General features: G+C 61.9%; 19 protein-coding genes. 5 read left to right on the forward strand and 14 right to left on the reverse strand.

Annotation, left to right across the window (positions count from 1 at the left end; translation table 11 throughout):
• Nucleotides 1–9: 9 nt before the first annotated feature.
• A complete protein-coding gene (locus tag QCL51_RS07660; protein ID WP_338444726.1) occupies nucleotides 10–1203 on the forward strand; it encodes a D-amino acid dehydrogenase in 1194 nt (397 codons plus the stop codon).
• 57 nt (nucleotides 1204–1260) lie between these two features.
• On the opposite strand, the gene QCL51_RS07665 is transcribed toward QCL51_RS07660, so the two are convergent.
• From QCL51_RS07665 to QCL51_RS07675, 3 genes are all read right to left on the reverse strand, one after another.
• Entirely contained in the window at nucleotides 1261–1989 is a 729-nt protein-coding gene (locus tag QCL51_RS07665) for an aspartate/glutamate racemase family protein (protein WP_338444727.1), read from the reverse strand.
• Between the two features lie 16 nt (nucleotides 1990–2005).
• Nucleotides 2006–3538 carry an NCS1 family nucleobase:cation symporter-1 gene (locus QCL51_RS07670; RefSeq protein WP_098091157.1) on the reverse strand — a complete coding sequence of 511 codons (1533 nt, stop codon included), beginning with the start codon at nucleotides 3536–3538 and terminating at the stop codon, nucleotides 2006–2008.
• Between the two features lie 496 nt (nucleotides 3539–4034).
• Nucleotides 4035–4472 (reverse strand): Lrp/AsnC family transcriptional regulator, encoded by a 438-nt coding sequence (locus QCL51_RS07675; protein ID WP_003254357.1) that lies wholly within the window; start codon nucleotides 4470–4472, stop codon nucleotides 4035–4037.
• A gap of 133 nt (nucleotides 4473–4605) precedes the next feature.
• On the opposite strand from QCL51_RS07675, the gene QCL51_RS07680 reads away from it, so the two are divergent.
• The gene (locus tag QCL51_RS07680) at nucleotides 4606–5529 is read left to right on the forward strand and encodes a DMT family transporter (protein ID WP_103444724.1); all 924 of its coding nucleotides are present in this window, start codon (nucleotides 4606–4608) and stop codon (nucleotides 5527–5529) included.
• Between the two features lies 1 nt (nucleotide 5530).
• On the forward strand, nucleotides 5531–6487 hold the full coding sequence (locus QCL51_RS07685; protein ID WP_021782999.1) for a class I SAM-dependent methyltransferase: 957 nt from the start codon (nucleotides 5531–5533) through the stop codon (nucleotides 6485–6487).
• 13 nt (nucleotides 6488–6500) lie between these two features.
• Here the strand turns inward: QCL51_RS07685 and QCL51_RS07690 are convergent, their stop codons facing one another.
• From QCL51_RS07690 to gcl, 8 genes are all read right to left on the reverse strand, one after another.
• Nucleotides 6501–7499 (reverse strand): sulfate ABC transporter substrate-binding protein, encoded by a 999-nt coding sequence (locus QCL51_RS07690; RefSeq protein ID WP_338444728.1) that lies wholly within the window; start codon nucleotides 7497–7499, stop codon nucleotides 6501–6503.
• A 217-nt stretch (nucleotides 7500–7716) separates the two neighbouring features.
• A complete protein-coding gene (locus tag QCL51_RS07695; RefSeq protein ID WP_338444729.1) occupies nucleotides 7717–8538 on the reverse strand; it encodes an ion transporter in 822 nt (273 codons plus the stop codon).
• Between the two features lie 45 nt (nucleotides 8539–8583).
• Entirely contained in the window at nucleotides 8584–9456 is an 873-nt protein-coding gene (locus QCL51_RS07700) for an urea transporter (RefSeq protein ID WP_021783002.1), read from the reverse strand.
• 206 nt (nucleotides 9457–9662) lie between these two features.
• Nucleotides 9663–11078 carry a pyruvate kinase gene (pyk, locus tag QCL51_RS07705; protein WP_021783003.1) on the reverse strand — a complete coding sequence of 472 codons (1416 nt, stop codon included), beginning with the start codon at nucleotides 11076–11078 and terminating at the stop codon, nucleotides 9663–9665.
• Nucleotides 11075–12349 (reverse strand): glycerate kinase, encoded by a 1275-nt coding sequence (locus QCL51_RS07710; protein WP_021783004.1) that lies wholly within the window; start codon nucleotides 12347–12349, stop codon nucleotides 11075–11077. The genes pyk and QCL51_RS07710 overlap by 4 nt, the downstream gene beginning before the upstream one ends.
• 235 nt (nucleotides 12350–12584) lie before the next feature.
• On the reverse strand, nucleotides 12585–13478 hold the full coding sequence (locus QCL51_RS07715) for a 2-hydroxy-3-oxopropionate reductase (protein WP_021783005.1): 894 nt from the start codon (nucleotides 13476–13478) through the stop codon (nucleotides 12585–12587).
• A 180-nt stretch (nucleotides 13479–13658) separates the two neighbouring features.
• Nucleotides 13659–14441, reverse strand: a complete 783-nt coding sequence (gene hyi, locus QCL51_RS07720) for a hydroxypyruvate isomerase (RefSeq protein ID WP_021783006.1) — start codon at nucleotides 14439–14441, stop codon at nucleotides 13659–13661.
• 54 nt (nucleotides 14442–14495) lie between these two features.
• Nucleotides 14496–16271: a glyoxylate carboligase gene (gene gcl / locus QCL51_RS07725; protein WP_010955038.1), complete on the reverse strand. Its 1776-nt coding sequence runs from the start codon at nucleotides 16269–16271 to the stop codon at nucleotides 14496–14498.
• A 257-nt stretch (nucleotides 16272–16528) separates the two neighbouring features.
• On the opposite strand from gcl, the gene QCL51_RS07730 reads away from it, so the two are divergent.
• On the forward strand, nucleotides 16529–16969 hold the full coding sequence (locus QCL51_RS07730) for a heme-binding protein (protein ID WP_010955037.1): 441 nt from the start codon (nucleotides 16529–16531) through the stop codon (nucleotides 16967–16969).
• Between the two features lie 122 nt (nucleotides 16970–17091).
• Here QCL51_RS07730 and QCL51_RS07735 read toward each other — a convergent pair whose 3' ends face one another.
• Nucleotides 17092–17703, reverse strand: coding sequence for a TetR/AcrR family transcriptional regulator (locus QCL51_RS07735; protein WP_021783008.1), 612 nt, complete (start codon nucleotides 17701–17703; stop codon nucleotides 17092–17094).
• Between the two features lie 131 nt (nucleotides 17704–17834).
• On the opposite strand from QCL51_RS07735, the gene QCL51_RS07740 reads away from it, so the two are divergent.
• Nucleotides 17835–18749 (forward strand): DUF808 domain-containing protein, encoded by a 915-nt coding sequence (locus QCL51_RS07740; RefSeq protein WP_274102556.1) that lies wholly within the window; start codon nucleotides 17835–17837, stop codon nucleotides 18747–18749.
• 139 nt (nucleotides 18750–18888) lie between these two features.
• On the opposite strand, the gene QCL51_RS07745 is transcribed toward QCL51_RS07740, so the two are convergent.
• Together QCL51_RS07745 and QCL51_RS07750 are read right to left on the reverse strand one after the other, a co-directional pair.
• Entirely contained in the window at nucleotides 18889–19671 is a 783-nt protein-coding gene (locus QCL51_RS07745; RefSeq protein ID WP_274102555.1) for an outer membrane protein OmpK, read from the reverse strand.
• 353 nt (nucleotides 19672–20024) lie between these two features.
• Nucleotides 20025–20810 carry an outer membrane protein OmpK gene (locus tag QCL51_RS07750; protein ID WP_021783011.1) on the reverse strand — a complete coding sequence of 262 codons (786 nt, stop codon included), beginning with the start codon at nucleotides 20808–20810 and terminating at the stop codon, nucleotides 20025–20027.
• Nucleotides 20811–20832: the final 22 nt, after the last annotated feature.

Here is a 20832-nt window from a genome sequence, read left to right on the forward strand (position 1 = left end):
GGATGAGCGATGAAACAGCGGGTAACGGTGATCGGTGGTGGAGTGGTGGGCCTGGCGACGGCTTACGCGCTGGTTCGGGAAGGGTGGTCGGTTGACCTGATCGAGGCCCGCGACAACCTGGCGTCGGCCACCAGCTTTGCCAATGGCGGACAATTGTCTTATCGCTACGTGGCGCCGCTGGCTGATGCCGGAGTGCCGTGGCAGGCGCTGGGCTGGCTGTTGCAGGGCGAGTCGCCATTGCGGTTGCGCTTGCGCATGGACCCGGCCCAGTGGCGCTGGCTGCTGGCATTCACCCTGGCTTGCCGGCGTAGCGTCAATCGCCGTAATGCCGGGCAATTACTTGAGCTGGCGCTTTACAGTCAGGCCGTTCTGGCGCAATGGCGCGAGGAGCACAACCTGGGGGATTTTGCCTGGCGGCGCAATGGCAAGCTGGTGGCATTTCGCAGTGAACGGGCCTTTGCTCAAGGCCGGGAACAGTTGACGGACCCGACCAGTCAGCAGGTGCTGGCGGCTGCCGAGCTGCGCGGGCTGGAGCCTGCCCTGGATGGCGTACCGTTTGTGGGCGGTGTGTTCACGGCAGGCGAAGAGGTTGGCGATTGCCACTTGTTTTGCTTGCGGCTGGAGGCGCTGTTGCGCGCGTCGGGGCAGTGCCGTTTCCTGCTTGGCCGGCCAGTGACGCAATTGGTTCAGCGCCAGGGCCAGGTCGTGGCACTGCAACTGGGCGATCAGCAACTGGACGTGGAGCAGTTGGTGCTGTGTGCCGGGCATCGCGGCCCAGGCTTGGCATTACCGGGAGTGCAGATACCGGTTTACCCGCTGAAGGGCTACAGCCTGACCGCGCCGATCAGCGCCGGGCACCTGCCCCCTGAGGTGAGCCTTACCGACTATGAGCGCAAGATCGTCTATGCACGCCTGGGGCAGCAGCTGCGGGTAGCGGCGATGGTGGACATTGTCGGGTTCGATGAGTCGGTGGACATGCGCCGTTTGCAGAGCATGCGGCGGCTGGCGCTGGAGACGTTGCCAAGGGCGGCGGATTATGGCCAGGCGGTGGAGTGGGCGGGGATGCGGCCGGCGACACCGACCGGGGTGCCGATCATGAGTGGGACGGTGTACCGCAACCTGTGGCTGAACCTGGGGCATGGGGCGTTGGGGTTTACCTTGGCCTGTGGCAGTGCGCAGCGTTTGGCCAGGATGATGCGTTAAGCGGGCCGGCCTCTTCGCGGCTAAAGCCGCGAAGAGGCCGGTACAGGCGAAGGATGTCTAGCGGCCGAAGCGCATCGGCCAGCCCACCACTTTCTTCGCTCGTGGCGTCGCATAGGTGCGCACTTTGGACGTGCTCAAGCCCATACGCACCAGCGATTCGGCAATGGTCACCGCTGCGCTCACACCATCCACCACCGGCACGCCGGTGCGTTGGCGAATCTGCTCGTCCAGCCCGGCCATGCCGCCACAACCCAGGCAGATCACCTCGGCCTTGTCGTCACGCACGGCGCGTTCGGCCTGCCCGACAATCGCCTCCACGGCCCGCAGCGGGTCGGCTTCCAGTTCCAGCACCGCCAGCCCGCTGGCTCGCACCGAGGCACAGCGGTCATACAGGCCCGAGAGCTTCAGGCGGTCCTCGATCAGTGGCACGGTGCGGTCCAGCGTGGTTACTACGGAATAGGCGTGGCCCAGGTACATTGCCGTGCTGGCGGCGGCGTCGGTAATGTCCACCACAGGCACGTTGAGCAGTTCCTGCAGGCCTTCGCGGCCATGTTCGCCATAACCGGCCTGGATCACGGCATCGTAGGGCCCTTCAAAGGCCAGGACCCGGTCCATCACCGCGATGGCCGCCAGGTAGCTCTCGAAGTTGCCCTCCACCGATTCGGCGCCGAACCAGGGCGTGAGGCCGACGATCTCGGTACCGGGTGCGGCCACCACACGGGCCTGTTCGGCAATGGCGTGGGTAATGGCTTCGGTGGTGTTGACGTTGGCGATCAGAATACGCATGGGCAGTCCTCCTTGATTAATGGCCGCTGTGGTCGACGGCGATGCACTCGCCGCTGACGTCGTGGTAGTGGCGGTTACGTGGCGCGATCAGCAGGTACAGGGCGGCGGCGATGCCGGCACCGATCAGCCAGGAGAACGGCGCGATACCCTGGAAGTTGGGCACCAGGGCCAGCACGATGGCCAGCAGTGCGGCGGGCACGAAGGCGGCCACGGCGCGCAGGTTGATGCCCTTGCTGTAGTGATAGGCACCGGCCGGGTGCTCTGTATACAGCTCTGGCACGTTGATGCAGCCTTTGCGCAGCAACCAGTAGTCGGACATGATCACGCCGTACAGCGGGCCGAGCAGGGCGCCCAGGCCCGACAGGAAGTACACGATCACCAGCGGGCTGTTGTACAGGTTCCACGGCAGGATCAGCACCGCCAGGGTGGCACTGATCAGCCCGGCACGGCGGAAGTTCAGGTGGCGCGGCGCCAGGTTGCTGAGTACGAAGGCCGGGGCGACGAAGTTGGCCATGATGTTCACCGCCACGGTGACGATCAGGAAGGCCAGGCAGCCGAGCACCAGGAATGGCGTGCTGGGTATGGCGGCGACGATCTGCGTCGGGCTGTCGATGATGTGGCCGTTGATCTGGAACTGCGCGCCGCACAGCACCACGGTGATCACGGCGAACACCAGGATGTTCACCGGCAGGCCCCAGAAGTTGCCGACGCGGATGGTCTTGCGGCAAGGCGAGGAGCGGGCGAAGTCACAGAAGTTCAGCACCAGGGTGCCGTAGATCGCCAGCCACAGTGCGCCGCCGGCGAAGATGTTGCGCCACATCTCGTAGCCGGTTAGCGGGGTAGCCACCGACCAGGCAATGCGCGCGTCGGCCTTGAAGTACATGAACACCGCCAGGGCGGCGACGGTCAGCAGGATCACCGGCCCGGCAAAGGCCTCGTAACGGCGCACCATCTCCATGCCGTAGGCCAGGATCACCAGTTGTACCAGCCAGATCGACACGAAACACACCCAGCCCAGGCTCGACAGGCCGAGGATGCTGTCGTGGTCGTAGGCTGCCAGTTGCGGCCACACGGCGGTGAGCAGCACCCGCAGCACCACCGATGCCAGGTAGGTCTGGATGCCGAACCAGGCGATGGCGATGACGGCACGGATCAGCGCCGGTATCTGCGCGCCGTGGATGCCGAAGGCAATGCGGCTGATGACTGGAAACGGCACCCCGGTTTTTTGACCCATGTAACCCGACAGGTTCATGAAGAAGTACACCAGTGCCGCGCCGATGGCCAGCGACAACAGAATTTGCCAGCCACCCAGGCCGAGGGCGAACAAGCCCATGGCGAACGAATAGTTGGCGATATTGTGCACATCGTTTGTCCACAGCGCGAAGATGCTGTAGCCGCCCCAGCGACGGCCTTCCATACGCGTTGGCGCCAGGTCGCGGTTATGCAGGCGCGGGCTGAGAACAAGGTCCGGCTGGTGGCCGGCAAGCGTGGACGCGGGGTGTGTGCTGGCGACGGATTGTTCAGGGGCAAGGTCGAGGCTGCTACTCATTCCGGCGGGCTCCTGATGCACATGGACTGCGATGAGCGGGCATGCGCACGGGCTCGCCATCTCGTCGGTGCAGCGTTGGCATCACAGGGTTGTGGGCGCGGCGGCCGATATTGGGTCGGCGTCGCGGATTCTTGTGTATCTATGTTTTGTTTAAGTTGTATACAAAACACGAACACACAAAAGCGAGTTCCATGCCAAGGGAAGAGCAGGTTTCAATAGGTGATCATTTCGAACTTATCTTGTTCAAAGGTAAGTTAATGAAATACAGAGAATATAAGTTGACCAAATGAACAAGTTATATTTTTTGAAAGATTGATTAGTTGATCATTTGGTCAAAATAACGGGTGGAAAGTGTGTAACGAATTGGGGCGCCACTGAAGAAAGTGCACACAAAAATGGCACCTATGGTTACGTTTTTGTGTACAAAAAATAGTCAGCTTTTCCTGTACTGGCCTCTTCGCGGGCACGCCTGCGAGGAGGCCAGTACAGGGGCCAATCAATCCATTGGCGGCAACCGCCGCTTGACCGGGGTCTTCTTGATGATCGCGGTATTGGTCTCAGCCAGCACATTCATGAGGTCGAGCAGCGTGTCCAGCTGCTCCATCGAGCGCACATGCAGTCGGGCGACGAAGCAGTCTTCGCCAATGACCTTGTCGCATTCGGTGAACTCAGGGATGGCAATGATCTGGCGCTCCACTTCTTGCAGCTTCCCCGGTAGCGGACGGATGCGCACGATCGCCTGCAACTGGTAGCCAAAGGCGCGCGGGTCGACCTCCACGGTGTAGCCGCGCAGCACGCCGCGCTCTTCGAGCCGGCGCAGGCGCTCGCTGACGCTGGGTGCGGACAGCCCGCTGACCTGCGCCAGCGCCTTGAGCGAGCGGCGCGAGTCCTCCATCAGTGCGTTGATCAATAATTGGTCAATGGCATCGGTCATGCTCACCTCATCAGGTAATTCGTGTTATTTGCCTTGATAGTAAAGGCAGACCCACGAATATGCCTTGGTTATCCGCTGGATGGCCAGCCTGCAGCCTTTGCATACTGTTGCCATTATCAAAGGGAGGTTTGAGATGGACAGTTCATTGCGCCGTGGCTCGCTGGAGATGGTCGCCGCCATGCTGATTTCCGGGACCATTGGCTGGTTCGTGCTGGTGTCCGGCCAGCCGGTGCTGGATGTGGTGTTCTGGCGCTGCGTGTTCGGTGCCGTGACCTTGCTGGCGATTTGCGCCGCGTTTGGCTTTCTGCGCCCAGGTGTAATCAGCCGCACGGCATTTTTGCTGGCGATTGCCAGTGGGGTGGCCATTGTCGGCAACTGGCTGCTTTTGTTTGCCTCGTACGCGCGGGCGTCGATTGCCATCGGCACGGCGGTTTACAACGTGCAGCCATTCATTCTGGTGGGGCTGGCGGCGCTGTTTCTGGGCGAAAAGATCACCTTGGCCAAGGTGACCTGGCTGAGTGTGGCGTTCCTAGGCATGCTGGCCATCGTCAGTGCCCATGGCGCTGGGCAAAGTAATGGCGAGGACTATCTGCTGGGGGTTGCCCTGGCGCTGGGGGCGGCATTCCTGTATGCAATCGCGGCGTTGATCATCAAGCGCCTGAGTGGCACGCCCCCGCACCTGATAGCGCTGATTCAGGTAACCACGGGTGTATTGCTGCTGGCGCCGTGGGTCACGCTTGGCGAGTTGCCGGTTGAAATGCCGGCGTTGGCCAGCTTGTTGACACTGGGGATGGTGCACACCGGCCTGATGTATGTGCTGTTGTACAGCGCCATCCAGCGTTTGCCCACGGCGTTGACCGGTGCGCTGTCGTTCATTTACCCGATTGCGGCAATTCTGGTGGACTGGGTGGCGTTCGGGCACCGCCTGGCGCCGCTGCAGTGGCTGGGGGTGGGGTTGATCCTGCTGGCGGCGGCGGGCATGCAACAGGGGTGGTGGTTCCGCTCGGCGCGGCATCCTGTAGGCGCGGGTTTACCCGCGAAGAGGCCCGCAAGGTAGAATGCCGCTTTTTGCCAGCCTGCGATCCGCCATGACCTCGCCCATCGACACCCTTGAGCAACACCTGCTTGCCGCCCTCGACCCTGCCCCACAGGAAACCCGCCGCCTGTTTCACGGTCGCGGCCGCTGCTGGCCGGGCCTGGAGCAGGTCACCGTCGACTGGCTGCAGGGCGTGCTGTCGGTCGCCTTGTTCCGTGAGCCGGCCGAGGGCCAGCTGGCCGAACTGGAAACCATGCTGCGCAGCTTGGCCGAGCGCCCGCAGTGGACCGGTCAGGCTGTCATCATCCAGCACCGCTACCTGCCCGACAGCCCGGGCCAGTGGCTGCTGGGCGAGCCGTGCCAGCAACGCGAAGTGATCGAGGACGGCCTGACCTACCTGCTGGACTTGGGCGTGCGGCAAAACAATGGCCTGTTCCTCGACATGCGCTATGGCCGCCGTTGGGTGCGCGAGCAGGCGGCGGGCAAGCGCGTGCTGAACCTGTTCGCTTATACCTGCGGCTTTTCCGTGGCAGCGATTGCCGGTGGCGCTGAGCAGGTGGTGAACCTGGACATGGCCAAATCGGCCCTGTCGCGAGGCCGGGACAATCACCGCCTCAATGGCCACGATGCATCACGGGTGGCGTACCTGGGGCATGAACTGTTCAAGTCGTGGGGCAAGGTGCGCAAGTACGGGCCTTATGACCTGATCATCATCGACCCGCCTACCTTCCAGCGTGGCAGCTTTGTGCTGACCCAGGATTACGCAAAGATCCTGCGGCGTTTGCCGGAGTTGTTGAATGCGGGAGGGACGGTGCTGGCGTGCGTCAACGACCCGGGGATCGGGCCTGAGTTTCTGATCGAAGGCATGGCAGCGCAGGCGCCTTCGCTGGCTTATGTCGAGCGTCTGGAAAACCCGCCGGAGTTTCCGGACGTTGACCCGGCGGGGGGGCTGAAGGCCTTGGTGTTCCGCCGGGTTTGATGTTGCTTGTGCGTTACTGACCGGTATAGATCTGGTCAAACACCCCACCATCATTGAAGTGGGTCTTCTGCACGGTACGCCAGTCACCGAAGGTTTTCTCCACCGACAGGAAGTCCACTTTCGGGAAGCGGTCGGTGTACTTGGCCAGTACCGTTGCATCACGCGGGCGCAGGTAGTTGTTGGCGGCGATCTCCTGGGCTGCTGGTGACCACAGGTACTTCAGGTATTCCTCGGCCACGGCCTGGGTCCCCTTCCTGGCCACCACCTTGTCGACCACCGTCACCGGAGGCTCGGCTTCGGCCGATACGCTTGGGTAGACCACTTCGAACTGGTCGCGGCCAAACTCGCGGGCGATCATCTCGGCTTCGTTCTCGAAGGTGACCAGCACGTCACCGATCTGGTTGGTCATGAACGTGGTGGTGGCGGCACGGCCACCGGTGTCCAGCACGGGTGCCTGCTTGAACAGCTTGCCGACGAAGTCGCGGGCTTTGCTTTCATCGCCGCCTTGCTTGAGTACGTAGCCCCAGGCCGACAGGTAGGTATAGCGGCCATTACCCGAGGTTTTCGGGTTGGGTACGATCACCTGCACACCGTCCTTGAGCAGGTCGGGCCAGTCTTTCAGGGCTTTCGGGTTGCCCTTGCGCACGATGAACACAGTGGCCGAGGTGAATGGCGCGCTGTTGTTCGGCAGGCGGGTTACCCAGTTGTCGGGCACCAGCTTGCCCTTGTCTGCCAGGGCGTTGATGTCGGTGGCCATGTTCATGGTGATGACATCGGCCGGCAGACCATCGATCACCGCACGCGCCTGCTTGCTCGAGCCGCCGAAGGACATCTGCACGTTGACCTTCTCGTTGTGTTCGGCTTCCCAGTGCTTCTGGAAGGCCGGGTTGTAGTCCTTGTAGAAGTCGCGCATCACGTCGTAGGAAACGTTGAGCAGGGTGGGGGCGGCCTGGGCGAGGTTACCCAAGACCAGGCCTGCGGCGAGCAGCGAGGCGGTGAAGAGCTTTTTCACGATGCTTCCTTGTTCTTGAAGGGTGTTGGGGCAGATTGCCAGCGACTATAGCGGGTGGCTTTATACGGGTTAAAGAACAAAAAATGCTTTGGTTATGCTTCTGCCCGTACCGGCCTCTTCGCGGGCATGCCCGCTCCCACAGGCACGGTGTAATGCTCGGGCCTGTGGTAATCCTGTGGGAGCGGGCGCGCCCGCGAAAGGGCCTGTACAGGCACCGTCATTGCTTGGGAAACAACCCATTCCCACAGCGACAACAGAACGCCGCCCCATGTTCGTGGGTCTTCTTGTGGCAGGTCGGGCAATCATGCTGCAACTGCTCCCCGCGCATGGCATTGGCCAGCTCTGCCGTGAAGATACCGGTCGGCACGGCAATGATCGAATAACCGGTGATCATCACCAGCGACGAAAGCACCTGCCCCAGCGGAGTCTTCGGCACGATGTCGCCAAAGCCCACGGTGGTCAGGGTAACGATGGCCCAGTAGATGCCTTTGGGGATGCTGGTAAAACCATTCTCAGGCCCTTCGATCACGTACATCAGTGTGCCGAACACGGTCACCAGCGTCGATACCGTCACCAGGAACACGATGATCTTCTGTTTGCTGCCGTGCAGCGCCTCCATCAGGTAATGAGCCTGCTTGAGGTACGGGCTGAGCTTGAGTACACGGAAGATCCGCAGCATCCGTATCACACGAATGATCAACAGGTACTGGGCGTCGCTGTAGTACAGCGCGAGGATCCCCGGCACGACCGCCAGTAAATCGACCAGGCCATAGAAACTGAAGGCATAGCGCAACGGCTTGGGCGAGCAGTACAGGCGGGTGATGTATTCGGCCAGGAATATCGCGGTAAAGCCCCACTCGATGCCAGCCAGCAGGCCGGCGTAGCCTTGGTGTACTTCGTCGATGCTGTCGAGGATCACCGTGACCAGGCTGGCCAGGATGATCAGTAGCAGGATCTTGTCGACGCGGCGACCGGCTACGGTGTCGGTCTGGAAGACGATGACGAAGAGCCGCTCGCGCAGACTCGCTGGGTTGTTCATTGGCTCGTTCCACAAAAGCGATGGGCTGAGCCTAGGGGTTGCGATTCAGCTGTGCAAGCGGCTGGCGTTGCGCTGCCTGGGTTGTGCCAGGTAGCTGCCCAAGTGCATCAGCCAACAGGCGGCAACGAAGGGGGCGGTCAGGGCAGGCAGCGGCAACAGCTTGAACAGCGGTTGCAGCAGCAGGGCCAGGGCTACTGCCAGCAACGTTACCCATGGCTTTTCGCCCTGGCGGCTAAACGCCAAGGCTGCCAGCGCGGCGTTGAAACCGCAAAGGCCTAACCATGCGGCCTGTGCCTGATCGGCGAGCAGGGCCACGCCGCCACCAATGGCCGAACCGATCACCGCCCACAACGCCGCATAGGGGTTGGCGATGAACATGCCGACGATGATCAGCAACCCGGCCAAGGGCTGGTCGAGCAGGAAGATCTGGCCCACGCCGCGGGCCAACGCATACAGCGGGTCGGCTTCGACGAAGCCGCTGGGCGAGGGGCTGGCGACCAGCAATGTGGCCCAGCCCAGCAATACGAAAGGGGAGGTGTAGGCAATCAGCAACTTGCCACCGCGCTTGCGCCACTGGTGGGTGATGATGCTGGACAGGCCGCCGGCGGCGATGATCAGTGGCGGCAGGATCGCCGACCAAGGCAGCACCGCGCTGATCAGGATGCCGATCAGCACGCCGTTGTAGCAATACAGCCCCGCTTGGCGGTCGGCACGGTCATAGCCGCGTGCCTGGGCGGTGAGCAGGCCGGCCAAGGCACCAAGCAGCGCGCCGCCGACCAGGTTGGGCGCCGTCAGCAGGATGGCCAGCAGGCAGCAAAGGCCGCACAGGGGGTTGCGCAGCAGCAGCACCTGGCTGAAGCCGTTGAGTAGCGCCGTGGCCCAGTCGGGGCACGGGTTGACGAAATTTTTGGTGTACATGGGGCAGTCAGTGAGGTTGATGGGGGAGCGGTGGGCCTCTTTGAGCCTCGATTTTCCGCGGTCGGGTAGTTCGGTATTCGGAGAGCGCTTTGCCCTCCAATCGCGATACAAGGCCGCTTCCACAGGGATCGCATTCCCTTGTGCCAGCGCCGCCCTGTGGAAACGGCCTTGTGTCGCGAAAGGGACGCAACGCGCCCCCGGCAATCTCAGATCAAAGTCTCGATCCGCAGCGTATTAGTCGATCCCGGCTTGCCGAAAGGTACACCGGCCGTGATCAGCAGCGTGTCGCCACGGCTGGCCATGCCTTGCGCCTGGGCAATCTCCAGGGCGGTGGAAACCACCTCGTCGACTTGACGCAGGCGGTCGTTGACCACCGAATGCACGCCCCAGGCCACGCTGAGGCGGCGCGCGGTGTTCAGGTTCGGCGTCAGGTTGAGGATCGGTGCCCGTGGCCGCTCACGTGCCGCGCGCAGGGTCGATGCACCCGACTCGCTGTAGTTGACCAGCACTGCCACCGGCAGGATGCCGCTGATACGGCGGATGGCGCAGCTGATGGCATCCGACACGGTCGCTTCGGCCTTTGGCCGGCCGACGTCGAGCTGGGCCTGGTAGTCCGGGCCGTTCTCAACCTGGCGGATGATCTTGCTCATCATCTGCACGGCTTCGAGCGGGTAGTCACCCGAGGCGGTTTCGGCCGACAGCATTACTGCATCGGCACCTTCGGCCACAGCGTTTGCCACGTCGGTGACTTCGGCACGGGTTGGCGCTGGCGAGAAACGCATCGACTCGAGCATCTGCGTGGCCACCACAACCGGCTTGCCCAGCTGGCGGCAGGTGCCGATGATGCGCTTCTGGATCTGCGGCACGCTTTCGGCCGGCACTTCCACGCCCAGGTCACCACGGGCCACCATGATCGCGTCTGCCAGTTCGGCGATGGCTTGCAGCTGTTCGACTGCCGATGGCTTCTCGATCTTGGCCATCAGGTAGGCGCGGTCGCCAATTAGCTGGCGCGCTTCAACGATGTCTTCAGGGCGCTGGACGAACGACAGGGCTACCCAGTCCACACCCAGCTCCAGGCCAAAGGCCAGGTCGCGGCGGTCTTTTTCGGTGAGCGGGGAGAGGTCGAGCACCGCTTGCGGTACGTTGACGCCCTTGCGGTCGGAAAGCTCGCCACCGTTCAGCACCTCGGTGTCGATGGCGTCGCTGTGCTTGGCGGTAACGCGCAGGCGCAGCTTGCCGTCGTCCAGCAGCAGGTCCATGCCGGGCTCAAGGGCGGCGATGATTTCGGGGTGCGGCAGGTTGACCCGGCGGCTGTCGCCCGGGGTCTTGTCCAGGTCCAGGCGCAGGGCCTGGCCGCGTTGCAGCTGCACTTTGCCTTCGGCAAAGCGGCCAACGCGCAGCTTCGGCCCTTGCAGGTCCATGAGGATACCCAGCGGGTAGTTCAGTTGCTGCTCGACTTCGCGGATCCACTGGTAGCGCAGGGCGTGGTCGGCATGCTCGCCATGGCTGAAGTTGAGGCGGAAGATGTTCACCCCGGCTTTGACCAGCTGGCGGATATCGTCGATGCCGTTGATCGCAGGGCCAAGGGTGGCGAGGATCTTTACTTTTTTATCTGGCGTCATGATTGGGCAGTCTCGAGGATCAGGATGGCGCGGAAGTCGTTGACGTTGGTGCGAGTCGGTTCGGTGACGATCAGCGCATCCAGCGCGGCGAAGTAGCCGTAGCCGTTGTTGTTGTCCAATTCGTCGCTGGCCGACAGGCCCAACGCTTCGGCGCGGTCGTAGCTGGCAGGGGTCATGAAGGCACCGGCGTTATCTTCCGAGCCATCGATGCCGTCGGTGTCACCGGCCAAGGCGTATACGCCCGGCAGGCCTTTCAGGCTTTCGGTGAGGCTGAGCAGGAACTCGGCGTTGCGCCCGCCACGGCCATTGCCGCGTACGGTCACGGTGGTTTCGCCACCCGACAGGATCACGCAGGGCGCCTTGAGCGGCTGGCCGTGCTGAACGATTTGTCGGGCGATACCGGCATGCACCTTGGCCACTTCGCGCGATTCGCCTTCGAGGTCGCCGAGGATCAGCGGGCTGAAACCGGCCTGACGGGCTTTGACGGCGGCGGCTTCGAGCGACTGCTGGGGTTTGGCGATCAACTGGAAGTGGCTGCGGGCCAAGGCCGGGTCGTCGGCCTTGACGGTTTCCGAGGCCGGGTTGTTCAGCCAGTCGATGACCGCTTTGGGCGCTTCGATGTTGTAGCGTTTGAGGATGGCCAGGGCGTCGGCCGAGGTGCTCGGGTCGGCCACGGTGGGGCCGGAGGCGATTACCGTAGCGAGGTCGCCCGGTACATCGGAAATGGCATAGGTGTAGACCGTGGCCGGCCAGCAGGCCTTGGCCAGGCGCCCGCCCTTGATCGCCGAGAGGTGCTTGCGCACGCAATTCATCTCGCCGATGGTGGCACCGGATTTCAGCAGCGCCTTGTTGATCTGCTGCTTGTCGGCCAAGGTCAGGCCTTCGGCAGGCAGGGCCAGCAGCGCCGAGCCACCGCCAGACAGCAGGAAGATGACGCGGTCGTCTTCGTTGAGGTTGCTGACCAGTTCCAGCACGCGCTTGGCCACAGCCAGGCCGGCAGCATCCGGGACCGGGTGGGCAGCTTCGACCACCTCGATCTTCTGGCAGTTGGCGCCGTGGCCGTAACGGGTCACGACCAGGCCGGAGACTTCGCCCTGCCAGCTTTTCTCGACCACTTCGGCCATGGCGGCTGCGGCCTTGCCGGCGCCGATGACGATAACCCGACCGCTGCGATCGGCGGGCAGGTAGGGTTCGAGGACTTGACGGGGGTGGGCGGCGGCGATGGCTGTGTCGAACAGCTCGCGGAGAAGTTTTTGCGGATCGACCGACATGGCAGGCTCCCAATTATTGTTGTTCTACAGAATCAAAAACGCCCCTGGAACTGCCTCCGTGCAGGCCGAACCAGGGGCGGGTGTTGCTCGATGCCACCATTGGGCCTGTGGTCGCAGGTTCAACGGCGTTGGCTTCTTCGCGGGCAAGCCCGCTCCATGCACAGCTTTGAGCGATTGTGCGGTCTTTGTAGGAGCGGGTTTACCCGCGAAGAGGCCAGTGAAGGCTAAAAACGACTTATTTGTCGCCGCGGATCGAGAAGTTGGCCATGTGCTCCAGGCCTTTGATCAGCGCCGAGTGGTCCCAGTTGCCGCCGCCCAGGGCCTGGCAGGTGTTGAACACTTGCTGGGCATTGGAGGTATTGGGCAGGTTGATGCCCAGTTCCTTGGCGCCTTGCAGGGCCAGGTTCAGGTCCTTCTGGTGCAGGTTGATGCGGAAGCCTGGGTCGAAGGTGCCCTTGATCATGCGCTCGGCGTGCACTTCGAGGATTTTCGACGAGGCGAAGCCGCCCATCAGTGCTTCACGCACCTTGGCCGGGTCTGCACCGTTCTTGGCGGCGAACAGCAATGCTTCGCTGACGGCCTGGATGTTCAGGGCGACAATGATCTGGTTGGCGACCTTGGCGGTCTGGCCGTCACCGTTGCCACCGACGCGGGTGATGTTCTTGCCCATGGCTTCGAACAGCGGCAGGGTGCGCTCGAAGGCGTTCGGGCAGCCACCGACCATGATGCTCAGGGTCGCAGCCTTGGCACCGACTTCACCACCGGATACAGGAGCGTCCAGGTAGGCGGCACCGGTAGCCTTGATCTTCTCGGCGAAGGCTTTGGTGGCGGTTGGCGAGATCGAGCTCATGTCGATCACCACCTTGTTCGGGCCAACGCCTTCGGCCACGCCGTTTTCACCGAACAGGACGCTTTCGACCTGCGGGGTGTCGGGGACCATGACGATGATGAATTCGGCTTCCTGGGCAACTTCTTTCGGGTTGGCCAGGGCCACTGCACCGGCAGCGATCAGGTCGGCTGGCGCGGCATCGTGGTGGGTGGAAATGAACAGGCTGTGACCTGCCTTCTGCAGGTTCTGGGCCATGGGCTTGCCCATGATGCCGGTGCCGATGAAACCGATTTTAGCCATGAGAGATTACCTCGTTGTATTTGTTGAATCTCGATGGAGCAGGCTGCACAGGCCCGTTGTTGGACACAGAATTCTGTGGGAGCGGGTTTACCCGCGAAAGCGGCAGTGAAGCCAACGTCGCATTCGCGGGTAAACCCGCTCCTACAGGGTCAGGCATGTGTCACAGGACCTCGATCAGCCTCAGATTGCGTTATGGGTTTTCAGCCAGCCCAGGCCCGCTTCGGTAGTGGTCTTGGGCTTGTACTCCGCGCCCACCCAGCCCTGGTAGCCAATCCGGTCCAGGTGCTCGAACAGGAAGCGGTAGTTGATCTCGCCGGTACCTGGTTCGTTGCGGCCTGGGTTGTCCGCCAGCTGGATGTGGTTGATCACTTTCAGGTTGGCTTCCATGGTGCGAGCCAGGTCACCTTCCATGATCTGCATGTGGTAGATGTCGTACTGCAGGAACAGGTTGTCGCTGCCCACCTCGGCCTGGATTTCCAGCGCCTGTTGGGTGGTGTTCAGGTAGAAACCGGGGATATCGCGGGTGTTGATCATTTCCATGACCAGACGAATGCCGGCGGCCTTGAGTTTGTCAGCGGCGTAGCGCAGGTTCTCGACAAAGGTCTTGCGCACGGTGGCGCAGTCCGGGCCTTGTGGGCGAATACCGGCCAGGGCGTTGACCTGGGTGTTGCCCAGGACCTTGGCGTATTCGATGGCCTTGTCGACACCGGCGCGGAATTCTTCGATGCGGTCGGGGTGGCAGGTGATGCCGCGCTCACCTTTGGCCCAGTCGCCGGCCGGCAGGTTGAACAGCACCTGGGTCAGGCCGTTGGCCTCCAGCTGCTGCTTGATTTCAGCCGCGCTGAAGTCATAGGGGAAGAGGTATTCGACGCCGCTGAAACCAGCGTCGGCGGCAGCCTTGAAGCGGGCCAGGAAGTCCTGTTCGGTGAACAGCATGGACAGGTTGGCAGCGAAGCGAGGCATGAGTTGTCTCCTTGCGATGAAGGCCCCCAGGGCGTGCCTGGGGGCGTCAGGCGATCAGTCCAGCAGCGAGATGGCGGTTGGCGCGTCGTTGCCGACCAGGGCCAGGTCTTCGAACTCGTTGACCGCGTTGATCTCGGTGCCCATGGAAATGTTGGTCACACGCTCGAGAATCACTTCAACCACCACCGGCACGCGGAACTCTTCGGCCATCTTCTGTGCCTTGATCAGGGCAGGGGCGATTTCTGCTGGCTCGAACACACGGATGGCCTTGCAACCCAGGCCTTCGACCACAGCGACGTGATCGACACCGTAGGTGGCAGCGTCGGTCGAGTTGATGTTCTCGAACGCCAGTTGTACACAGTAATCCATGTCGAAGCCACGCTGCGCCTGGCGGATCAGGCCCAGGTAGGCGTTGTTCACCAGTACGTGGACGTACGGCAGGTTGAACTGCGCACCTACCGCCAGTTCTTCGATCATGAACTGGAAGTCGTAGTCACCCGACAGCGCGACAACCTTGCGCTTGGGATCGGCTTTGACCACGCCCAGCGCGGCAGGGATGGTCCAGCCCAGCGGGCCGGCCTGGCCGCAGTTGATCCAGTGGCGAGGCTTGTACACATGCAGGAACTGTGCGCCGGCAATCTGCGACAGACCGATGGTGCTGACGTAGCAGGTGTCCTTGCCAAATACCTGGTTCATTTCTTCGTAGACGCGCTGCGGCTTGACCGGCACATTGTCGAAGTGGGTCTTGCGCTGCAGGCTCGACTTGCGCTCCTGGCACTCTTCCAGCCAGGCCTTGCGGCACTTGAGCTTACCGGCGGCTTTCCACTCGCGGGCCACTTCCAGGAACACGTCCAGTGCCTTGCCAGCATCGGAAACAATGCCCAGGTCCGGGGTAAACACGCGGCCGATCTGGGTCGGTTCGATGTCGACGTGTACGAACTTGCGGCCTTCGGTGTAGACATCGACGGAACCGGTGTGGCGGTTGGCCCAGCGGTTACCGATACCGAATACCAGATCGGACTTCAGCAGGGTTGCGTTGCCATAGCGGTGCGAGGTCTGCAGGCCGACCATACCAACCATCTGTGCGTGGTCGTCCGGGATGGTGCCCCAGCCCATCAGGGTCGGGATTACCGGTACGCCGGTCAGTTCGGCGAATTCGACCAGCTTGTCGCTGGCGTCGGCGTTGATGATGCCGCCACCGGCTACCAGCAGTGGGCGCTCGGCGTCATTGAGCAGGGCCAGGGCTTTTTCGGCCTGTACGCGAGTGGCGGACGGCTTGTGCACGGGCAGCGGTTCGTAGGCGTCGATGTCGAATTCGATTTCGGCCATCTGCACGTCGAACGGCAGGTCGATCAGCACCGGGCCTGGGCGGCCGGTACGCATTTCGTAGAAGGCCTTCTGGAAGGCGTAAGGCACCTGGCCTGGCTCCAGAACGGTGGTCGCCCACTTGGTCACCGGCTTGACGATGTTGGTGATGTCGACAGCCTGGAAGTCTTCCTTGTGCAGGCGGGCACGTGGCGCCTGGCCAGTGATGCACAGAATCGGGATGGAGTCGGCCGAGGCACTGTACAGGCCGGTGACCATGTCGGTGCCGGCAGGGCCGGACGTGCCGATGCACACACCGATGTTGCCCGGGTTGGCGCGGGTGTAGCCCTCGGCCATGTGCGAGGCACCTTCGACGTGACGAGCGAGGACGTGATCGATGCCACCGACTTTCTTCAGGGCCGAATACAACGGGTTGATGGCAGCCCCCGGGATGCCGAACGCGGTATCTACACCTTCACGGCGCATGACCAGAACGGCTGCATCGATTGCTCTCATTTTGCTCATGGTTTGTGCCTCATCGATTTTGTAATTGTATACAACTTGCTTTGCGACAGAGTGTATTCACGCCTGGCGGCTCAGGTCAATGGGTTTTCATCGACTAAGCTGGCTTTCGTCAGAGCGCCCGCGAAAACGAGGGTTTGCGCCATCGCATACGATCGTTTCAAAATATTGTATACAAAAATATCTCTCGTTGTGTTCTATTTGTTCGATCGGTTTTCAACTGCCCTCAGGGCTTCTCACAACAAGAAGAGGACCTTTCCATGAACGTTCTGAACCTGAAAGTCGCTGTCAGCCTGGTGAATGCCGCGCTGGTGGCGGGCCGCAAGATCAATGCCGCGCCACTGACCGTGGCGGTGCTGGATGCCGGCGGGCACCTGCTGGCGCTGCAGCGTGAGGATGGCGCCAGCCTGATTCGTCCTGAGGTGGCCACTGGCAAAGCCTGGGGCGCGATTGCCCTGGGCAAGGGGTCGCGCTTGCTGGCGCTGGATGCGCAGCAGCGGCCGGCTTTTTTTGCCGCGCTGAACGGCATGGGTGAGCGGCCGGTGGTGCCGGCGCCAGGTGGGGTGCTGATTCGTGATCAGGACGGCAAGGTGCTGGGTGCCGTGGGGATCAGCGGCGATACCTCGGATATCGACGAGCAGTGTGCGATCAGTGCGATCGAGGAGGTGGGGTTGCGGGCAGATGCCGGGGTAGCGGCCTAAATCTCTATTGCCTGTTCTGGCCCATTCGCGGACGAGCCCGCTCCCACAGTGACCCCACTACCTTCAGGCATGTGGTGATCCTGTGGGAGCGGGCTTGCCCGCGAATGGCCCTTCGGGATGGTTCAGGCTGCCTCAGGCTCACAACCTTTCAAGACCATACGAATGATGGTTTCGGCTGCCGCGTCATAATCACTGTCGGCCAGCTTGGCCTTGCCGGTCACCGCAGAAATCTGCCAGTCGAAGTCCGCATAGGTCTGGGTCGCCGCCCAGATGCTGAACATCAGGTGGTGCGCGTCCACATGGGCGATCTGCCCGCGGTCGATCCAGCGCTGGATGCACTCGATGTTATGTCGGGCCTGCTCGTTCAACTGCTCTACCTGGTTCGCTGACAGGTGCGGCGCGCCATGCATGATCTCGCTGGCGAACACCTTGGACGCATGGGGCAGGTCACGCGAAATGCGAATCTTCGAACGAATGTACGAACTCAGCACTTCCTTCGGGTCACCGTCTGCATTGAACGGCGTGGATGCCTGCATGATCGGTGCGATGATGCTTTCCAGGACCTCGCGGTAAAGGTTGTCCTTGGACTTGAAGTAGTAATACACGTTCGGCTTGGGCAGGCCGGCCTTGGCCGCGATATCGCTGGTCTTGGTGGCGGCGAAGCCCTTGTCGGCGAATTCCTCGCTGGCCGCGCGCAGGATCAATTCCTTGTTGCGCTCGCGAATGGTGCTCATGGTCAGGGATCTTCCTCGTGTCTGGCCACCTCTAAGGGGATCGGGCATGGTAGCACCGGGTTCGACGGGCGCTCAAGGCAGCGACTTTCGGCTAGACTCCGGCACATTCATTTCACTGGAAACAGGCAAACATGGCAGGAAGCAGTCTACTGGTACTGATCGACGACATCGCCACGCTGCTGGATGACGTCTCGCTAATGACCAAAGTCGCGGCGAAAAAGACTGCGGGTGTGCTGGGTGACGACCTGGCACTGAATGCTCAGCAGGTCACTGGCGTGCGCGCCGATCGCGAGTTGCCGGTGGTGTGGGCGGTGGCCAAAGGCTCGCTGCTGAACAAGGCCATTCTGGTGCCGGCGGCCCTGCTGATCAGCGCCTTCATCCCGTGGGCAGTAACGCCACTGCTGATGCTGGGCGGTGCGTTCCTGTGCTTCGAGGGTTTCGAGAAGCTGGCGCACAAGTTCTTGCACAGCAAGGAAGAGGATGAGGCACAGCACGCGGCGCGCAAGGAGGCCGTTGCCAATGCCAACGTTGATCTGGTGGCTTTTGAAAAAGCCAAGATCAAGGGGGCAGTGCGTACCGACTTCATTCTGTCGGCGGAAATCATCGCCATTACCTTGGGGATCGTGGCTGACTCGCCGCTGACCCAGCAGATCATCGTGCTGTCGGGCATTGCGGTGGTGATGACCATTGGTGTGTATGGGTTGGTAGGCGGGATCGTCAAGCTTGACGACCTTGGGCTGTGGATGGCCCGCAAAACCTCCAAGCTGACTCAGGCAGTGGGTAACGGCATCCTGCGGGCGGCGCCGTACATGATGAAAAGCCTGTCGGTGATTGGTACTGCGGCGATGTTCCTGGTAGGCGGTGGGATCCTGGTGCATGGCATCGAGCCGCTGCATCATGCCATCGAGGCGTTCAGCGAAGGGCGTGGCGGGGCATTGACCGGTGCGTTGCTCAACGGCGGGGTCGGAGTCATCGCAGGTGCTGTGGTGCTGGCGGTGGTAAGCGTTGCGGGGAAATTGTGGCGGGCAGTTCGGCCAGCCAATTGAGGCGCCTGGCCGGGGCTTTGCCCCGGTTCGCGGGTGAACCCGCTCCTACCAGGTACCGCGTTTGCCTTGCACCCGGCGCGTCCCCTGTAGGAGCGGGTTTACCCGCGAATGGGCCGCAAAGCGGCCCCGGTAACTCAGTTCAGAAGTGAACCTTGACCAGGAAGCTCATGGTGTTCTGGTCGGTAGTGAAAGCATCGCTGTCCTTGATGCCGTACTTGTTCTTCCAGTAGTCGTACTCCACACCCACATACAGCTGCTTTTCGCCCAGGTGCAGCGCCTTGCCCAGGTCATACTTGATCTGCGGGTTGAAGTGCAGGTTGGCCTGGTAGGTGCCGCGGCGGTTCTCGTCGTTGTCCACCACCCAGTCCATGAAGCCGTCGATCAGCACGTCGGAATCGCCGACCGGAATGGTGTACGACCACACCGGGGTGATCTGCCACACGTTGTCGCCGGCGCGGCTGCCGTCGGTGGTGCGGTTGTAGAAGTTCAGCTGGAAGTAGTCGAAGCCCGGGATGGCCAGGTCGAAGCCCGGGCCGATCAGGTAAGACTCGGTGTCACCCTCGCCAAACTCGTAGGTCATCGCCAGCAGCACGTCCTTGACCGGGCCCAACTCCAGCTTCTGGTCGAAGATCTTGCCGAACGACAGGCGTGGGCTGAACTCGCCATAGTAGGTGTTGGGGCCGTTGCTGGCGTCCTTCTTGCCTTGGTAGAAGATCTTGTCGACGAAGAAGAAGTTATCGCCGTACTTCCACGCGTCGGCGTGCTCGAAGGTGAATGTTTGCTGGGTCTCGGGGTTGACCTTGAAGTTCTTGCCCCACAGGTAGGTCAGGCTGTTGTTCTGCCATTGCAGCAGGTCGCCGCCGAAGGTGGTGCCGCAGGCCAGCAGGCCGCCGGCGAGGATCAGGCTCTTGATAGTACGCATTGCGAGTGTCGCTCCCTTGATTGATCTGTTGTCAGCGCTCGGTGTCGGCGCTTTTTTTGTCTTTTGAGTCAGCTTTTTTCGATAGGCCACAGCTGTTTGGCAAGGGTTGGGCCAACTTTTCCGGGTTGGCAAAACCTTCCTGCTCGACTTCGTTCTGAACGGATGAAAAGGGTCTTTCAGGCTGGCAACACGTTGGCCAACCGCCCGAATTCATTGACTGAGCGGTCAGTAAACGCAGGCAGAATCCGTTCTGCCCTGATCGAGGGGGCGCGCAGATTACTGGCTTGCGCGCCGCGCCTCAAGTGCTCCGTCCTGGAGCAGAGTGGATCAAACCTGTGCGTTTGGTCAGCTTATCAGAAGTGGACCTTGACCAGCGCGCTGGCGACGCTCTGGTTACTTTCCAGGTTGCCGCGGCTGTCAATGCCGTACTTGTCTTTCCAGTAGCTGTATTCAAAGCCGACGTAGAGCTGCTTGGCGCCCAGGTTCAGCGCCTTGCCCAGGTCGTATTTGACCTGCGGGTTGAAGTGCAGGTTGGCGTGATAGGTGCCACGGCGGGTCTGGTCGTTGTCGGTAACCCAGTCCATGTAACCGTCGATCAGAATGTCTGACCGCCCCACGGGGATGGTGTACGACCAGCCGGGGGTAATTTGCCAGACGTTGTCACCGGGGCGGCTGCCTTCGGTGTTACGCACGTAGAAATTGAGGGTGAAATAGTTGAAGCCGGGGATGTTCAAGTCGAAGCCGGGGCCGATCAGGTAGGCCTCGTTGTCGCCTTCACCGCGCTCGTAGGTCATGGCCAGCAGCACATCCTTGATCGGACCGAAGGCAAGCTTGCGGTCGAAGATCTTGCCCAATGACAGGCGTGGGCTGAACTCGCCGTAGTAGGTGGTCACACCTTTGCCGGGGTCGGCCTTGCCGTTGTAGAAGATTTTGTCGACGAACATGAAGGTGTCGCCGTACTTCCATTTGTTGGCGTGCTCGAAGGTGATGGTCTGCTGGATATCAGGGTTGACCTTGAAGTCCTTGCCGTACAGGTAGGTCAGGCTTTCGCCGTGCCACTGCAGCCATTCGCCTGCGTGCGAGGGTAGGGTGGCCAGCAGGCTGCTGCCCAATAACAGGGACGTGGTGATGCGCTTCATGTTGTGATTCCCGGACTTATTG

The sequence above is a fragment of the Pseudomonas sp. LTR0 genome (genome assembly GCF_036630035.1).
Taxonomy (GTDB): domain Bacteria; phylum Pseudomonadota; class Gammaproteobacteria; order Pseudomonadales; family Pseudomonadaceae; genus Aquipseudomonas; species Aquipseudomonas putida_Y.

Coding starts and splice junctions, on each gene's coding strand:
- QCL51_RS07750 (WP_021783011.1), bottom strand. CDS start 20,810: ATGAAGCGCATCACCACGTCCCTGTTATTGGGCAGCAGCCTGCTGGCC.
- pyk (WP_021783003.1), bottom strand. CDS start 11,078: ATGACGCCAGATAAAAAAGTAAAGATCCTCGCCACCCTTGGCCCTGCG.
- QCL51_RS07710 (WP_021783004.1), bottom strand. CDS start 12,349: ATGTCGGTCGATCCGCAAAAACTTCTCCGCGAGCTGTTCGACACAGCC.
- QCL51_RS07740 (WP_274102556.1), top strand. CDS start 17,835: ATGGCAGGAAGCAGTCTACTGGTACTGATCGACGACATCGCCACGCTG.
- QCL51_RS07695 (WP_338444729.1), bottom strand. CDS start 8,538: ATGAACAACCCAGCGAGTCTGCGCGAGCGGCTCTTCGTCATCGTCTTC.
- QCL51_RS07680 (WP_103444724.1), top strand. CDS start 4,606: ATGGACAGTTCATTGCGCCGTGGCTCGCTGGAGATGGTCGCCGCCATG.
- QCL51_RS07660 (WP_338444726.1), top strand. CDS start 10: ATGAAACAGCGGGTAACGGTGATCGGTGGTGGAGTGGTGGGCCTGGCG.
- QCL51_RS07685 (WP_021782999.1), top strand. CDS start 5,531: ATGCCGCTTTTTGCCAGCCTGCGATCCGCCATGACCTCGCCCATCGAC.
- hyi (WP_021783006.1), bottom strand. CDS start 14,441: ATGCCTCGCTTCGCTGCCAACCTGTCCATGCTGTTCACCGAACAGGAC.
- QCL51_RS07735 (WP_021783008.1), bottom strand. CDS start 17,703: ATGAGCACCATTCGCGAGCGCAACAAGGAATTGATCCTGCGCGCGGCC.
- QCL51_RS07730 (WP_010955037.1), top strand. CDS start 16,529: ATGAACGTTCTGAACCTGAAAGTCGCTGTCAGCCTGGTGAATGCCGCG.
- QCL51_RS07745 (WP_274102555.1), bottom strand. CDS start 19,671: ATGCGTACTATCAAGAGCCTGATCCTCGCCGGCGGCCTGCTGGCCTGC.
- QCL51_RS07665 (WP_338444727.1), bottom strand. CDS start 1,989: ATGCGTATTCTGATCGCCAACGTCAACACCACCGAAGCCATTACCCAC.
- QCL51_RS07715 (WP_021783005.1), bottom strand. CDS start 13,478: ATGGCTAAAATCGGTTTCATCGGCACCGGCATCATGGGCAAGCCCATG.
- QCL51_RS07670 (WP_098091157.1), bottom strand. CDS start 3,538: ATGAGTAGCAGCCTCGACCTTGCCCCTGAACAATCCGTCGCCAGCACA.
- QCL51_RS07675 (WP_003254357.1), bottom strand. CDS start 4,472: ATGACCGATGCCATTGACCAATTATTGATCAACGCACTGATGGAGGAC.
- gcl (WP_010955038.1), bottom strand. CDS start 16,271: ATGAGCAAAATGAGAGCAATCGATGCAGCCGTTCTGGTCATGCGCCGT.
- QCL51_RS07700 (WP_021783002.1), bottom strand. CDS start 9,456: ATGTACACCAAAAATTTCGTCAACCCGTGCCCCGACTGGGCCACGGCG.